Raw genomic sequence first — 15,628 nt, forward strand, 5'->3', positions numbered from 1 at the left:
TTAAACTTAAAAGGAATTTTGATGAATCTTAGCCAAACACTCTATAAAGCAAAAATAGCTACCAATATCCTAGCAAAACTCCCCCACCAACAAAGACAACAATTTTTAAGAGATTGTGCCTTAGGTTTAGAGGCAAATATACAAAGTCTTTTAGAGGCTAATCTGAAAGATTTAAACAACGCTCAAGCTATGAATCTAAACAATGCGATGATAGAGCGTCTAAGCCTTGATGAAACCAAGATTAGGAATATGGCACAATCCCTAAGAAAAGTAGCGGACTTTCAAGACCCCTTGCACAGAATCTTAAGTGGTTTTAGTAATGCTAAAGGGCTTGATATTCAAAAAGTTAGCATACCTTTGGGCGTTATTGCTATTATTTATGAATCAAGACCCAATGTAACAAGTGATACAGCTGGATTATGTTTCAAAAGTGGAAATGTCTGTATCCTCAAAGGAGGCAAAGAAGCACAAAACTCTAATGAAAGCATTATACAAATCTTTCATAAAATCCTAAGCCAACACCATCTCCCTTTAGAATCTATTACTTTGCTTCCAAGTATGCAAAAGAGAGAAGACTTAAAAGAATTACTCTATGCCAAAGATTTTATCGATTTAATCATTCCTAGAGGTGGGGAGGGATTGATTAGATTTGTAAGTGAGCATTCTAAAATCCCTGTTATTAAGCACGATAAAGGAGTCTGCCATATTTATGCACACCATAGCTGCAAAATTGAAGAATCTATTGCCATTATCCTCAATGCTAAAACCTCTCGCCCTAGCACTTGTAATGCCTGTGAAACACTGCTTATAGATAAGGCATTTGCTAAAGACTTTTTACCCAAAGTAGCATTAGCACTTAGAGACAGGGGAACTTTGCTTAAGGGTTGTGAAGAATCTTGTAATATCTTAAAACATCACACTATAGAATGTGAGTTAGTCCCTGCTGAAGCTTATCATAGAGAATATAACGACAATATCTTAAACCTTAAAATCGTGCAAAGTTTCCAAGAAGCCCTTTTACATATCCAAACCTATGGAAGCGGACATAGTGATGCGATTTTATGTGAGGATTATAGCCTTGCTGAAGAGTTTTTAAACCAAATAGATAGTGCTTGTGTCTATGTGAATGCCTCGACACGCTTTAGTGATGGAGAGGAATTTGGTTATGGAGCAGAAGTGGGTATATCAACAGCTAGAATCCACGCAAGAGGACCTATGGGGGTAGAGAGTTTAACTACCTATAAATACAAAATAAGAGGAAATGGACAAGTGCGCTAAAACTCCCAATTTTGAGCCCTTATTAAAATATCTTTGGCTCCTAAAGCGATGAATTTTAGAGCCAATGCTCTCCCTAAATTTTGACAATCCTCTACACTCTCAACTTTAGATTCTATACTATCCTCTAAAATCTCCTCTCCACTAGGCAATCCAAGTATAGCCCTTAGGGTAATGCAGCCTTGCTTAAACACAGCATTAGCTCCAATAGGGACTTGACAACCCCCCTCTAGGGTTTTCACAAATTCCCTTTCACAACTCGTTTCAAAGAGGGAATTTGTATCATTTAAAAAGGCAAGTTTTTCATAAATCTCACTATCCCTTTTGCATTCAACACCAAGTGCCGCCTGTCCCATTGCGGGAATCATAAATTCTAGGGGCAAAATATACTTAACCCCCTTTATTCCAAGACGATTAACACCTGCTTGTGCTAAGATAATCGCATCAAATTCCCCATCTTCTAATCGCTTTAAACGCGTCTGGACATTTCCCCTTAAACTTATGCAATCTAAATCACTCCGCAATCTTTTTAACTGCATAGTCCGCCTTAAAGAAGTCGTCCCAACTCTAGCCCCTTTAGGCAAAGATTCTATATCTTTATAAGCAGAGCTTAAAAAACTATCCCGCACATCCTCGCGTTTAGTAATGGCAGCTAAACCTAAGCCGTCTATAAACTCTACGGGGACATCTTTAAGGCTATGCACTGCTATATCAATAACATTTTCTAGCAAGAGCGTTTCTAATTCTTTAGTAAAAAGCCCCTTCCCCCCAATCCTAGCTAAAGGGACATCAAGGATTTTATCCCCTTTAGTTTTCACAATTTTTAACTCCACTTGCCAATTAGGATAAGCCCTTCTAAGAGATTCTTTAACATAATTTGCCTGCCAAAGTGCTAAAACACTCCCCCTAGTCCCAATAACAATTCTCTCCACACTTAAGCCTTAATCTTTTTCAATCACTTCTACATCAATAATTTCTGAATCTTTAGAGGAGACTTTAGTCTTACTCAAGGGCTTTAATAACATAAGGGTAATACTAAATTGCATAAAAATTCCCAAAATATCACTCAATACACCCGGTAAAATTAACAAAATAGCCCCTAAAATCCTAAACACATTGGAGCTAAAAAACACTTCTTGGCTAATCTCCCTTAAATAAAACTTCCCTAACGCCTCTTTAAAAAAGATTCTAAAATTCACCAACAATCCAAGCCCAAAAAGAGCGGTAATAACAACCTCTAAGAAAAACCCAAAAACTCCTATCCATTCAATAAGGGCATAGCTTAATAAAATTTCCAAAAAAATATACAACAAAATAAGTATTAAAGGCATTAACTTCCTATCCTCTCTAAAATTTTTTCTACTACACAATCTCTGCTATCAAGCTTTTCTTTAAGGAGATTTTTTCTTTGGATAAACTCAATATTACCCTCATTTAAACCTTTGCCAACAATAAGGGCATAAGGAATCCCGATTAATTCAAAATCTGCTATTTTTGCCCCATATCGCTCCTCCCTATCATCTAGTATGCACTCTATACCCCTCTCTTGCAAAGCCCTATAAAGATTCATAGCATATTCCATTTGTTGTGTATCTTTTATATTCGAAACAATAATATCTAAGGTAAAAGGTGCAATGGCTTTATTCCACTGCATACCCCTCTCATCATAATGCTGTTCGATAATAGCACCCAAAAGCCTTGATACTCCAATCCCATAACAACCCATTAAAAAGGGCTTTGACCTACCGCTTTCATCTAAAAAAAAAGCTTCAAAGGCACTAGAATATTTATCACCTAATTGAAAAATATGCCCTACTTCAATCCCTTGTGTTAAATACAGTTCCCCTTGCTTATCTTCTCCACACTTAGGGCATAAATCCCCTGCTTTAACCTCTATTAAATCCCTAAACTCTATGCCCTCACAAAGGGATAAATCCACCCCTACAAAGTGATAGTCCTCCTCATTAGCACCCATAATCAAATGCTTACAATCCTCTAATTCCTTATCAAAGTAAATATAAGGGCTTTGGGTAATATTCCTTAGGGCATAAGCCCCAATATATCCCGGGCATAGACCAACACTCCTTATCTCCTCCTCACTCGCTTCTATAATATCATTAGCTCCTGCAATAGCATTAAGTGCTTTGGTAATATTTAAAGTCTCACAACCGCGTATAAAGAAAAACACTAAAGCACTCTCTCCTTTTTCAAAAAGAGCTTTTTTAACAACCGCTTTAATCGTCCAAAAAGAATCTACTTTAAAAAACTCTGCTAAGGACTCAATAGTTGTGGTATTAGGGGTATGGAATTTAGCAAAATCTGCTTGTGGAGGGGGAGTTTTAGCAGTTTTCTTAATCCGCCTTGCTGCTTCTAAATTTGCGGCATATTGGCATTTATTACAAACACAAATCGTATCCTCACCACTTTGGGCTAACACCATAAATTCTTTGCTCCCACTCCCTCCAATAGCTCCGCTATCTGCTTCAACAACACGAAACTCTAACCCTAATCTTGTAAAAATCCTTGTATAAGTTTCCTCCATTACATTAAATTCTCTTTTTAAATCCTCCTTAGAACTATGAAAGCTATAACCATCTTTCATAAGAAATTCTCTCCCCCTTATCACCCCAAACCTTGGACGAATCTCATCACGAAATTTAAGATTAATTTGGTAAAGATGCAAAGGTAATTGCTTATAACTTTTTATATAAGATTTTATAAGCTCCGTAATAACCTCCTCATACGTTGGACCTAAGACAAATTCATTCTCTTTTCTATCTTTAAAACGTAATAATTCTTTTCCATATCGTTCATAACGACCACTTTTTTGCCAAAGGCTCGCAGCAGTTACAAACCCTAATGATACCTCTAAAGCACCTGTCTTATTCATCTCCTCTTGAATAATGGCTTTAATTTTTTCAAGCACCCTAACACCTAAGGGTAAAAAATTATAGATCCCGCTCCCAATTTGCTGGATAAATCCCCCCCTTATTAAATATTCGTGGCTTTTTAAAAAAGCATCTTTAGGTTTTTCTTTTAAGGTTGGTGCAAAAAAGTTTGAAAACTTCATTCTTTCTCCTTTTTATCATTAGTAGTGTCAAAAAGCTTAGTTTCGGTATATTCGCATTTATATTGTTCAACCATTAAAGGATTTTGCTCTCCACTAAAAAGAAATCTAGTCGCTTCAATGACCCCATCTCCTTGGGGGTATTCGCAATAGTTTTTAAACCAACCGTAAAATTATGCAAAAAAGTATTAAAGGCATTATGCAATGTTTTCTCGATATTTTTTTCATACTCTTTAGGTAAAAAGCCTTTGGCAATTCCTCTAGCTAATTCCTTTTGTGCGGATTCTTTTGCCTGTTGCCTTATTGCCTTAATGAGTGGCTCTACATTAAGACTTTGCAACCAAGCAAAAAATTGTTGGGTAAATTTTCCTATAATCGCATAAGCAATGTCTGCTTGTCTTTCTCTCAAAGCAAGATTTTCTTTTACAATATCCTCTAAATCATCAATAGAAAAAACACTTATACCCTCTTGAATAATCCCATCAATATCTCTAGGAACGGCTAAATCAAACCAAAAACGTTTTTGTGAAAAATCCTCTACCATATCTTGTGTGATAATGCTATGAGGTGCTCCTGTAGCGGTAAATAATAAAGGGACTTTATTAATAAGATTCCCTAATTCCTTAAAACTCTCTACACGAATCTTTGCTTGAGGATTTATATGCATTATCTCTTCACAAAGGAAATATGCGTTTTTAATTTCACGATTGATTAAAATAATCTCCGCACCATTATTTATAAGGTGTTTTACACATAATGTGCTCATCTCTCCAGCTCCAATAACCAAAGCTTGTATGCCCTTTAAATCCTTTAAAATCACTTTTGCTTTAGCCACAGCAGCAGAGGCTACAGAAACAGAATTTTTAGAAATATCTGTAGAATTACGCACACTAGCTGCACAACGAAAAGCAAAATGTATAGCCCTTGATAAGGCTAACCCGCAACAACCTAAATCATAAGAAAACCTAAAAGCACTTTTAAGTTGTCCTGAAATTTGGGTCTCCCCTACTACCAAACTATCTAAAGAGCTCGCAACACTAAAGAGATGATGAATGGCTGAAATATTCTCATAAGAATCTGCGGTTTTTTTCAATTCCTCTAAGGTAATTTTTGAATAATCACTTAATTTTGCCAACAAAAACTCTTCAGTTTTTGGGATATTATTCACACTTAAAATAAATTCTATACGATTACAAGTCGATAAAATAACCGCTTCTTGAATAAATTTGTTTTCTACTAAAGCAAATAAAAAATCTTTGGTGTGTTGATTCCTTATTTCAAAAACAAGCTTCTCCCTTAAGCTAAGATCAGTATTTTTATGTGTGTAACTTAAAATATAATATTCCATTTTTCCTCTTAAAAATCTCTATCTATCATCTCTTGCATTATAGCTATAAGTTTATTGCAAGATTGATCGCTTATGCTTTGCATTCCTGCTTCTCCTAAGTTTTTAGCTAGTCTAAAGCTTCGTTTAATCGCATCACTTTGTTGGAATTGTTGTAAAATCCACACCATCTCATCTTGAGATATTTCTTGTTTAAAGGATTTCTTTAAACGTTCTTTATCCTGCTCTTGTAAGGAATGGTAAAGATAAATATAAGGTAAAGTTGTTTTTCCTTCTTTAAAGTCATTTAAAATAGGCTTTCCTAATTTCTCTTGTGTAGCAGTAATATCTAAAATATCATCAATAATCTGAAAAGCTATACCTAAATTTCTCCCATAGTTTCTAAACTTCTTTGCATCTTGGGGGCTTTTTTTAGCAAGCAATGCTGCCGCAAAGGCAGTAGATTCAATAAGTGCTGCGGTCTTTTTTTCTATCATTGCTAGATATTTTTTCTCATCCGTATTGAAAGATTGCGAAAGATAAACATCTTCTATTTCTCCTAAAGCCAATCTTACAACAGAATCTGCGATAATATGTGGAATTTGGGGATACTCTTTATGAAAAGCAACTAACTCACAAAACGCCTTAGAATAAAACACATCGCCTAACATAATCGCATTTTTATCTCCAGCAATAGCATTAATAGAGGGCTTAGAGCGACGCATAAGCGAATTATCAATTACATCATCGTGCAACAAAGAAGCACTTTGTATCATTTCAACAACCGCACAAAGTAAAATACTCTCTTCACTCACTCCAGCGATATTTAATACTAATTTACTCCTTAGCATTTTCCCACTTTGTAAATGCTTACTTAATTCCAAGGTAAGAGGAGAATCTAATGCTTCTAAAAAGCTTTGCATCCTTTCTTTAATTTGCTCCAAAGCCTCCATTTGGCACTATCCTTTCATCAATAATATTAAAATCCCTGCCACCTTCATAAATATAATATTTCAAAGTAGCAATCTTCTCTCCCCTATGATAATCCTTAAAGCACAGCATAAAAAAGGGTTCAAGCGTATAATATTTCTGCTCTGCTTTAAGCAAAGGTAAAGTATAACAATTCCTTTGGTAATCTTGGTAAAGTATAAATTGATGGGGAAAATAATCATAATTTAAATGCATTACCAATCCCTTATTTTTTAACAAGGTCCAACGAAAATATAAAGTCTTTTGTGCTTCATTAACTTTAAAATTCAATAAATAAAATTCATCTTTTTGAAGCTGTAAAAACTTCTCTGCCTTCCACTGCGGTGGAGCAAAAAGCAAAGAAATAAAACTACCCAACAAAAATAAGATTCTACTCATTTTTTGTTAAAATATTTCCCATAGACTCAATTGCTAAATTTTGTGTATGCCTATAAATCTCCTCTGAAGATTCTTCAGAGGAGAGGATATAATTTAGCTCTTCTTCCCAAGATTCTCCTAAACGTTTCTCAAGTAAAATCTCCATACTAGCCAATCGCTCTAAGATTCTTATAAGTTCTGCACTAGCTAAACTCTGTGAAGCATTAAAGACAATTTCTATCCACTTATCTTGCGGTATTCCTTCAAAAATATCCATAATTAGTCCTTTTTATTTAATCGTATTAAAACAGAATGTTTATGTGCATCTAGCCCTTCTGCACAAGCTAGAATCCCACACTTCTCTCCTAACTCATCCATAGCCTTTTTAGAAAAAGCAATAATTGAACTCTTTTTCATAAAATGCTCCGTTGAGAGTGGGGAGAAAAACTTTGCACTACCTCCTGTTGGTAAGGTGTGATTAGGTCCTGCAATATAATCACCAATAGGTTCAGGAGTATTCTCTCCGATAAATATTGCCCCTGCATTTTTAATCTGTGGAAGCACTTCTAAGGGATTGCTTACTAACAATTCTAAATGTTCAGGAGCAATAGCATTGCTTAATTGTATGGATTCTTCTAAAGATTGCGTGAGGATAATAGCCCCTCTGTTATAGATAGACTTTGCCGTTATTTCTGCTCGAGGAAGCTTAAGTAGAAATTCATTAATCCTTTGGGAGACTTCAGAGGCTAACTTTTGACTTGTAGTAACTAAAATAGAACTCGCCATTTCATCGTGTTCTGCTTGTGAGAGCAAATCCCAAGCTATATAATCCGCCCTAGCATTAGAATCTGCAATAATACCAATCTCACTAGGTCCTGCTATCATATCAATATTCACTTCGCCAAAAACACATTTTTTTGCCGTAGCAACATAAATGTTACCTGGTCCGCTTATCATATCTACCTTTTTAATCGCATTATCAATCCCATATGCCATCATACCTATGGCACTAGCCCCACCCACTTTATAGGCTTCTTTAATGCCGCATAAATACATAGCCGCTAGAAGTAGAGAATTTATCTCATTACAGGGTGCAGGTGTGCAAACAACAATTTCTTTCACTCCTGCAACAAGAGCGGGTATAGCATTCATCAAAAGTGAGCTAGGATAAGCGGCTTTCCCCCCGGGGATATATAAGCCAACCCTATCAAGAGGAGTAATTTTCTGCCCTAAAATGCTCCCATTTCCCTCAAAATCAAGCCAAGTTTTAGGCTTTTGCTTCTGGTGAAAGTCAAAAATACGATTATAAGCTTCTTGCAAAGAACACCTAAGCTTATCATCAAGATTGTCATAGGCTTGTTGCATAGAATTTTCAGGGATTTTTAAATCCTCAAAGTTTTTAGGATTCCAATTATCAAATGCTAAAATATGTTCTAAAATAGCCTTATTCCCTTGAAGTCTTATAGAATCTAACATCTCTTTTACAATTTTTTCTACTCCTTGAATATCTAATTTAGCCCGTTTTAAAATCTTATCAAATTGCAAGGAAAAATCACTTTGTTGAGTATTTAATAAAAGAATGCTTTTCATATTACTCCTTAAAGGGTTATTTTAACTTTTTAATGTTTATTTTACTCTTTAGAAAAATCAATTTAGTTTTACGACTTTTAGAATATTTTAACAATCTTTCCTTAACTTTGCTCTCTTTAAATATATTCCAAAACTAACACACAATCATTAACAACCTAGAAAATACCTTAGCTTCTAAAGTAAAGGTTACTATGAATCCTTTTTATACGCTTATATTGCTTCTTTATTGCTCCATTTAAGAGGGAGTAAAAATTGCTTTAACATTATGCTGAAGCTTGCTTAAAGATAAAATCTCTCTTTAAGCTAATTCCACTCACACATTCTACCGCATTAACGCTACCAACATTGCGTATTTTTAATCCCTACCTCTTTTGCTTTAAAGACTGGATTCTTACCCTCTTTTCTTTGTTTTTCATAATCTTTTAACACTTTAATAGCGATATTCCCTAATAACAAAATCGCTATGATATTCACTAAAGCCATAATTCCCATAATTACATCAGCTAAATCCCAAGCTAACCCAAGACTAAGCTGCGCCCCAATAAAAACCATCACCACGGCAGTTATCCTAAAAATCTGTAAGGCTATTTTATTATGTGTAATGAACTTAAAATTGATTTCTGCATAAAAATAGTTTCCAATAAGTGAAGTAAAAGCGAAAAGCACAATAGCAACACTTACAAAGTATAAGCCAATATCCCCTAAATGTCCTTGCATAACCTTTTGCATAAGGGGCATTCCAGAAACTCCACTCAAGTTTTCATTACTACATAACACGACAATGGCACTTGCAGAGCAAATAATTAAAGTATCAATAAAAACAGAAAGTGTTTGCACCATTCCTTGTTTAGCAGGATGGCTTGTATGAGCGGTAGCTGCTGCATTAGGTGCACTACCCATACCCGCTTCATTAGAATACAAACCTCGTTTAATCCCTATAACTATCGCACTCCCTGCAAATCCTCCAAAAATAGCTTCAAAATCAAAGGCTTTAGCAAATACTTCAGCGAGAATACCAGGAATTGCTTCTAGATTCATACTAACAATTATCAAAGAAACAACTAAATAACCAAAAGCCATAATAGGGACAAGAATAGAAGTGATTTTAGCAGAGGATTTATTGCTCCCAAAGAAAAACACCGCACATAAAATAGCCAATAACACACCTATAAACATAGTTGTTTGCCCATTATTATAAGCCTCACTCCCAACAAAAATTTCAAAACTAGAAGTTAAAGTATAAGCCTGCAATCCATTAAATCCATAGGTAAAGCATAAGATTAATGAGATAGCAAAAACAATCCCAAATATCCTAGAACCCAAAGCACTTTGAATATAATAGGCAGGACCGCCTTTATAACCATTCTCTCCATCTTTTTGTTTATATACTTGCGCTAAGGTGCTTTCGATAAATGCACTTGCCCCACCTAAGATAGCGGTTATCCACATCCAAAATAAGGCTCCAGCCCCACCACTACTAATTGCCACCGCAACTCCTACGATATTCCCAATCCCTACACGTGATGCGGTAGAAATCATTAATGCCCCAAAGGGAGAGATATGCTCCTTATGGCTTTTTTCTAACAAAACAAAAAATGCAGAAGGCAAAAAGCGAAGTTGTATGAAACCTGTGCGAATAGTAAAATAAAGACCACAGAGCAATAATGCAAAGACCAAAAAATAGGTATAAAGAAAATTGCTTGCTTCATTAATGAGATTTGTTAATAGTTCCATAAATATTCCTTTAAAGAAATTTTTTAGCGATGCTTAAAAGCTCTAAATATCAATGTTTCTGCATTCTATATTGTGTTAGCTTAATTTTTCTTTTAAAAGCTCATTAACGCGTGCGGGATTAGCCCCTTTAACAACTTTCATAACCTGCCCTACAAAAAACCCAAAAAGCTTATCTTTGCCATTTTTATATTCTGCAACTTTATCCGCATTTGCACCAAGGATAGTTTCAACAGCAACCAATAAAGCACTATCGTCATTAACTTGTGCTAATCCCATAGAATCTATAAGGGCATCAACATCACCACCTTTATCTTCGACTAATTTATCTAAAATCTCTTTAGCGCTTTTGCCACTAATTTTACCCTCATCAATACGTTGGACTAAAACACTAAGGGTTTTAGAATCTATCCCACAATTTTGTAAAGTATTCTCTCCCTTTAATCGCCCTAAAAGCTCTGTAGTAAGCCAAGCAACTGCCCCTTTTGCACTCGCACCATACTCTAACATAGATTCAAAATATAATGCCATTTCTAATTCACTAGTAAGCACTGCAGCATCACTAGATTTAATGCCAAAATCCCTTATATATCTCTCCCTTTTCTCATCAGGCATTTCTGGGATTTGTGAGCCTTCTTGCATAAGCGTATCATCGATAAATACCGGTAATAAATCCGGATCTGGAAAATACTGATAATCCGCAGCTTCTTCTTTACCACGCATAGATTTCGTAATACCTTTAATAGTATCAAAAAGTCTCGTTTCTTGCACGACCTCACTTTCGTATTTCTTATCCTCCCACGCCTCTATTTGACGATCCACTTCATATTCAATAGCCTTTTGGATAAACTTAAAAGAATTGAGATTTTTAATCTCTACACGTGTATAAAGCTTACAATCCCCCTTTGGGCGGATAGAAACATTCGCATCACAACGGAAACTTCCCTCTTGCATATTCGCATCACTAATACCTAAAAATCGCACAATAGAATGCAATTTCTTAAGGTAAGCAATGGCTTCATCGCTATTTCGCATATGAGGCTCACTGACAATCTCTAGCAAAGGGGTGCAAGCACGATTTAAATCAACTTTAGAGCAATTCCCCTCGTGGATATTCTTTCCAGCATCTTCTTCCATATGTGCCCTTGTTACACCAATAACTTTTTTCTCACCATTAACTTCAATCTCAATACTCCCCTCTCCCACAATAGGAATCTCATATTGACTAATTTGGTAAGCTTTGGGTAAATCAGGATAAAAATAATTTTTTCTTGCAAAAATAGAATTTTGATTAATGGTGGCATTAATGGCTCTACCAAAAGCAATAGCCTTTTTCACAACTTCACGATTTAACACAGGCAAAGCACCAGGTAGCCCTAAACAAACAGGACAAACATTTTTGTTTGGCTCTTCACCAAAGCTTGTAGGACAAGAACAAAAAATCTTTGTTTTGGTATTAAGCTGAACATGCACTTCAAGCCCAATAATAGTTTCAAAAGCACTCATAAACATTCCTTAAAGCTAAATCAAATGAATTTTAACATTTTTGTTTTAAATTAACTATAATCTCGCACTAACCTGCTCTTTGGGTAAAATGCCCTTCAAATCATAAATAACCCTATCTCCCTTAGCACTAAAATCTAATGTCCTAAAAGCATTATGTGCCACTGCTATTACCACAGCTAGGTAGTCTTGTAATAAGAAATCTTTGGGTTGCTTTAATTCTAGAGCATACTCTTTTTTAACTTCTGCACTATCTGCAAGAGGATCAAAAATATCCACACAGCAACCAAAATCTTGTAACTCTCTAATAATATCTACAACACGTGAATTACGAATATCAGGACAATCCTCTTTAAAAGTAATCCCCAAAATTGCAACTTTAGAATCATTAATCTTATAACCTTGCTTAATCATAAGCTTAATTAGCTTATTAGCCACAATAACTCCCATATTATCATTAATGTATCTGCCAGAGAGAATGACTTGAGAGTGGTAACCTAAAGATTCTGCTTTATAAGTGAGATAATAAGGATCGATACTAATGCAATGCCCTCCCACAAGACCGGGCTTAAAGGGTAAAAAATTCCATTTGGTGCTAGCAGCTTCTAAAACTTCTAAAGTATCAATCCCTAATCTATCAAAGATTAAAGCTAACTCATTAACAAAAGCAATATTAATATCCCTTTGAGAGTTTTCTATGACTTTAGCCGCTTCTGCTACTTTAATACTTGTTACTTTATGTGTCCCAGCGGTAATGATACTTGCGTATAAAGCATTAATTTCATCAGCAATTTCAGGAGTAGAACCACTTGTTACCTTTTTGATATTTGGCAAGCGATGCGTTTTATCACCCGGATTTATGCGTTCAGGAGAATACCCGCAAAAAAAATCTTGATTAAACCGCAATCCACTTGTTTGCTCTAAAATAGGCACACATTCCTCCTCTGTGCAACCGGGATAAACGGTGCTTTCATAAATAACAATATCCCCTTTTTTAAGCACAGACCCAACACTTTGTGAAGCCTTTTTTAAGGGGGTTAAGTCGGGTTTATTAAACTTATCAATGGGCGTAGGAACCGTGATAATATAAATTTGTGCTGCCTTTAATTTTTTTAGTAATACAGTAAAACTAAGTTTTGTTGCAGAAATTAAAGATTCCCTTTCTACCTCTAAAGTCCTATCATACCCGCCTTTTAACTCATCAATCCTTATCTTATCAATATCAAATCCTATCACGGGATATTTTTTGCCAAATTCCACCGCTAAAGGTAGTCCTACATACCCAAGCCCAATAATTGCTAAAGTTTTCATTGCAATATCCTCTATAAATTCTGTTTTACTTATTTTTTAAAAAAGATTCTAACACAACTTAAAAAAACTCATATTGATTTTAGTCTATAATACCCCTAGCTAAAATTTAGGAAATTGGTTATCTCTGCCTATAAGGTCTTTAAGGATTTATACTTTCATAGGCTTTAATGAGTGTTTTATCAAGGATACAAGAAAACTTTTATCAGCATCTTTTTAGCCTATCCCACAACAAGGGATACAACCAATTAAGAATACAAGAAAAACTAAGATTATAGAGAAAATAGCTAAAACTTAAAAGAATCATTATAAAATCCGATACAAAGGAGCAAGAATATGGATTTAAGCACTTATGGGAATCTCCCTAAAGTTAGTATTATCCTCACAACTTTTAATCGTGAATACTTTTTTACAGAAGCTATTGAAAGTATTTTAGAGCAAGATTATCCTAATTTAGAAATTATCATTAGTGATGATAACTCTAGCGATAATACTTTTGCCTTTGCCTGTGAATATGCTAAAGATAACCCCTCTATAAAAGTCATCTCTAATGCACACACCAAAGGTTCTGCAGGAAATCGTAATAATGGCTTAGACTATGCTAGTGGGGATTTAGTTTTGCTCTTAGATGATGATGATTTACTCTTTAAAGAATCTATTACGCAAATGGTAGAGATCTATTTAAGATTCCAAAAAAAATATGGAATAATTATCGCAAACTGCACTAGAAGTGATGATGGTTATCTCTCTGGTAAGGGTATTGATGAAACAAGAGAAGTAAGCTTTCAAGAGATTTTATGCGGACAATTACAAGGAGAGTTTATTACACTTTTTGAGCGAAAACTACTTGGCACAAGACGTTTTAATGAGGATTTAAAACGTGGTAATATTGGGCTTTTATGGCTTAGGTTACACAAAGGAAGCCCGTGTTACTACCTACATCGCCCCCTAAAATTCTATAGAATCCACGCAGAATCGCTGACCCAAAACCTCAAATACCAACCCTTAGAGATGGTTAAAAACTACGAACAAGATATTTTACTCTTTTATAAAGAACGCAAAGCTTGTTGCCCTAAACATCTAGCAAAGCTCTGTGCAATTGCTGCTTTACTTTATCATCAAGGAGGGAATAGAAAAAAGGCTATCAAAAAGATTTTACAAAGCTTGAGTATTTATCCTAATTTTTATGCGATACAAGCCTGTATTTATTTACTTCTCCCCTCACACTTCCTACCCAAATTAAAAATTCGCCAAAGGATTGAAAAATAATAAAACAGATAACACAGAAGTTTTAATCATTAATATCTAATGCCTTTCCTAAAAGTATCAGAAGCATATTGCCTATCTACATTTTGTGCTATTTCTTGCACGATAACAATAATATCTTCTTCAAAGTTTGCATTATTAAAAGATTAGAAGCTAAGGTTTGCTGATCTAGTTTAGTAAGCTTTGCTATTGCTGCAAAGGTAGCAGTATCATCTTGGGTTTGTGTATTAGGAACATCAAGGTTGTTTTCCACATTTACTTCTTGATTAGAATCTCTACGACCTTTTTGTTCTTACTCTAATTGTTTTTGAATATTACTTAAAACTTCCTCACCTTTTGGATTCCCCATAATTTGTTGGAGGATTTCTTCAGGTGAAGCGGTTAAGTCAATAGATTTAGCATTAATCCCTGCTTTTGCAAGTTCTTTTGCCAAAAGTTTTTTAAGCTTTTTATCCATTTTTTCAAAAGGCTAGAAAAACTCTTGCTAGATAAAGGCAAATCTTCACTAGATGTAGAGTTATCTAAAAGCTTATCTAAGTATCTCCAATATTATCCCTCCCATAATTCATTGATTATCAAAAAACCTTAGCATCCTTATCTAACTTAATCATTCTATTAAGCTCCTCTTCTACAGAGCTAGTGGTGTATTTATCAATCCTTGTCATATCTTGAGAATTAATACTAGAAAACTTTAAATAAACTCATCATTGCCCATATAAAAATTCTTACCATTGGAGCTATACATAAGACCCTTAGAGAAAGAATTAGTATTTTTCTCTCTTGTATATCTAAGAATCCATCTTTGTTTTCATCTGCTTGGATATAGCCCCTTTATAAGCAATATCCGCATACCAACTACTTACAAACTCTTCTGCCTCGCCTTTAAGCAAGGCTTGATTGCCCTCAAGAGCCTTCTCCAAAAACCCCTTTAAGTTTTGTTAAGCTCTCATCACTTAAACCCACATTGACATAGGCATTAGTGAGAGGATCTCTAAAATAACATTGTTTGGATGAAAAGATTCTTGCTCTTTTCTAACCTTAACCCCGCTTACTTGGATTTGATTGGCATTAACATTAGAATCTTGTTGGTTAAGGCTAACAGAGAGGGCAGTAAAGAATGCCTTAGAAACCGTTTAACCTAAGCCTATATAGTTGTATTTACCACTACCCATATCGCATAATCTAACCTCATTGAAAAATCTTAAAAAATCACTAAA

Annotated in this window: 16 protein-coding genes; 2 read left to right on the top strand and 14 right to left on the bottom strand. The window is 35.0% G+C overall.

Going from position 1 to position 15,628, the window contains the following annotated elements; translation table 11 throughout:
- Window positions 1-21 precede the first annotated feature (21 nt).
- Window positions 22-1,278 (top strand): glutamate-5-semialdehyde dehydrogenase, encoded by a 1,257-nt coding sequence (locus CDV25_RS06145; protein WP_108911201.1) that lies wholly within the window; start codon window positions 22-24, stop codon window positions 1,276-1,278.
- On the opposite strand, the gene hemC is transcribed toward CDV25_RS06145, so the two are convergent.
- The 11 genes from hemC to CDV25_RS06200 all read right to left on the bottom strand — a co-directional run bounded on the left by hemC (window position 1,275) and on the right by CDV25_RS06200 (window position 13,148).
- Complete coding sequence (hemC, locus tag CDV25_RS06150) at window positions 1,275-2,207, bottom strand: hydroxymethylbilane synthase (RefSeq protein ID WP_108911202.1); 933 nt, start codon at window positions 2,205-2,207, stop codon at window positions 1,275-1,277. The genes CDV25_RS06145 and hemC overlap by 4 nt on opposite strands.
- A 9-nt stretch (window positions 2,208-2,216) precedes the next feature.
- Window positions 2,217-2,606, bottom strand: coding sequence for an FxsA family protein (locus tag CDV25_RS06155; protein ID WP_108911203.1), 390 nt, complete (start codon window positions 2,604-2,606; stop codon window positions 2,217-2,219).
- Window positions 2,606-4,345, bottom strand: coding sequence for a proline--tRNA ligase (locus tag CDV25_RS06160; protein ID WP_108911204.1), 1,740 nt, complete (start codon window positions 4,343-4,345; stop codon window positions 2,606-2,608). Before CDV25_RS06160 ends, CDV25_RS06155 begins: the two co-directional genes overlap by 1 nt.
- Before the next feature lie 73 nt (window positions 4,346-4,418).
- Window positions 4,419-5,690 carry a glutamyl-tRNA reductase gene (gene hemA, locus CDV25_RS06165; protein ID WP_239056326.1) on the bottom strand — a complete coding sequence of 424 codons (1,272 nt, stop codon included), beginning with the start codon at window positions 5,688-5,690 and terminating at the stop codon, window positions 4,419-4,421.
- A gap of 8 nt (window positions 5,691-5,698) precedes the next feature.
- Window positions 5,699-6,619, bottom strand: a complete 921-nt coding sequence (locus CDV25_RS06170) for a polyprenyl synthetase family protein (RefSeq protein ID WP_108911205.1) — start codon at window positions 6,617-6,619, stop codon at window positions 5,699-5,701.
- Entirely contained in the window at window positions 6,597-7,034 is a 438-nt protein-coding gene (locus CDV25_RS06175) for a hypothetical protein (RefSeq protein WP_108911206.1), read from the bottom strand. The genes CDV25_RS06170 and CDV25_RS06175 overlap by 23 nt, the downstream gene beginning before the upstream one ends.
- On the bottom strand, window positions 7,027-7,290 hold the full coding sequence (locus tag CDV25_RS06180; protein WP_108911207.1) for a DUF2018 family protein: 264 nt from the start codon (window positions 7,288-7,290) through the stop codon (window positions 7,027-7,029). Before CDV25_RS06180 ends, CDV25_RS06175 begins: the two co-directional genes overlap by 8 nt.
- Window positions 7,291-7,292: 2 nt before the next feature.
- The gene (hisD, locus tag CDV25_RS06185) at window positions 7,293-8,594 is read right to left on the bottom strand and encodes a histidinol dehydrogenase (protein WP_204161882.1); all 1,302 of its coding nucleotides are present in this window, start codon (window positions 8,592-8,594) and stop codon (window positions 7,293-7,295) included.
- A 345-nt stretch (window positions 8,595-8,939) separates the two neighbouring features.
- Entirely contained in the window at window positions 8,940-10,343 is a 1,404-nt protein-coding gene (locus tag CDV25_RS06190) for an alanine/glycine:cation symporter family protein (protein ID WP_432805895.1), read from the bottom strand.
- Window positions 10,344-10,412: 69 nt separating this feature from the next.
- Window positions 10,413-11,840 (bottom strand): Asp-tRNA(Asn)/Glu-tRNA(Gln) amidotransferase subunit GatB, encoded by a 1,428-nt coding sequence (gatB, locus tag CDV25_RS06195; protein WP_108911210.1) that lies wholly within the window; start codon window positions 11,838-11,840, stop codon window positions 10,413-10,415.
- Between the two features lie 54 nt (window positions 11,841-11,894).
- Complete coding sequence (locus CDV25_RS06200; protein ID WP_108911211.1) at window positions 11,895-13,148, bottom strand: nucleotide sugar dehydrogenase; 1,254 nt, start codon at window positions 13,146-13,148, stop codon at window positions 11,895-11,897.
- Window positions 13,149-13,481: 333 nt separating this feature from the next.
- Here CDV25_RS06200 and CDV25_RS06205 point away from each other — a divergent pair, with 333 nt between their 5' ends.
- On the top strand, window positions 13,482-14,414 hold the full coding sequence (locus tag CDV25_RS06205) for a glycosyltransferase family 2 protein (RefSeq protein WP_108911212.1): 933 nt from the start codon (window positions 13,482-13,484) through the stop codon (window positions 14,412-14,414).
- Between the two features lie 88 nt (window positions 14,415-14,502).
- On the opposite strand, the gene CDV25_RS10205 is transcribed toward CDV25_RS06205, so the two are convergent.
- The 3 genes from CDV25_RS10205 to CDV25_RS10760 all read right to left on the bottom strand — a co-directional run bounded on the left by CDV25_RS10205 (window position 14,503) and on the right by CDV25_RS10760 (window position 15,331).
- Window positions 14,503-14,664 (bottom strand): hypothetical protein, encoded by a 162-nt coding sequence (locus tag CDV25_RS10205; RefSeq protein WP_162550458.1) that lies wholly within the window; start codon window positions 14,662-14,664, stop codon window positions 14,503-14,505.
- 39 nt (window positions 14,665-14,703) lie between these two features.
- Window positions 14,704-14,868 carry a hypothetical protein gene (locus CDV25_RS10210; protein WP_162550460.1) on the bottom strand — a complete coding sequence of 55 codons (165 nt, stop codon included), beginning with the start codon at window positions 14,866-14,868 and terminating at the stop codon, window positions 14,704-14,706.
- 331 nt (window positions 14,869-15,199) lie between these two features.
- On the bottom strand, window positions 15,200-15,331 hold the full coding sequence (locus tag CDV25_RS10760; RefSeq protein ID WP_269149102.1) for a hypothetical protein: 132 nt from the start codon (window positions 15,329-15,331) through the stop codon (window positions 15,200-15,202).
- Window positions 15,332-15,628: the final 297 nt, after the last annotated feature.

The organism is Helicobacter apodemus, assembly GCF_003097575.1.
GTDB lineage: Bacteria > Campylobacterota > Campylobacteria > Campylobacterales > Helicobacteraceae > Helicobacter_D > Helicobacter_D apodemus.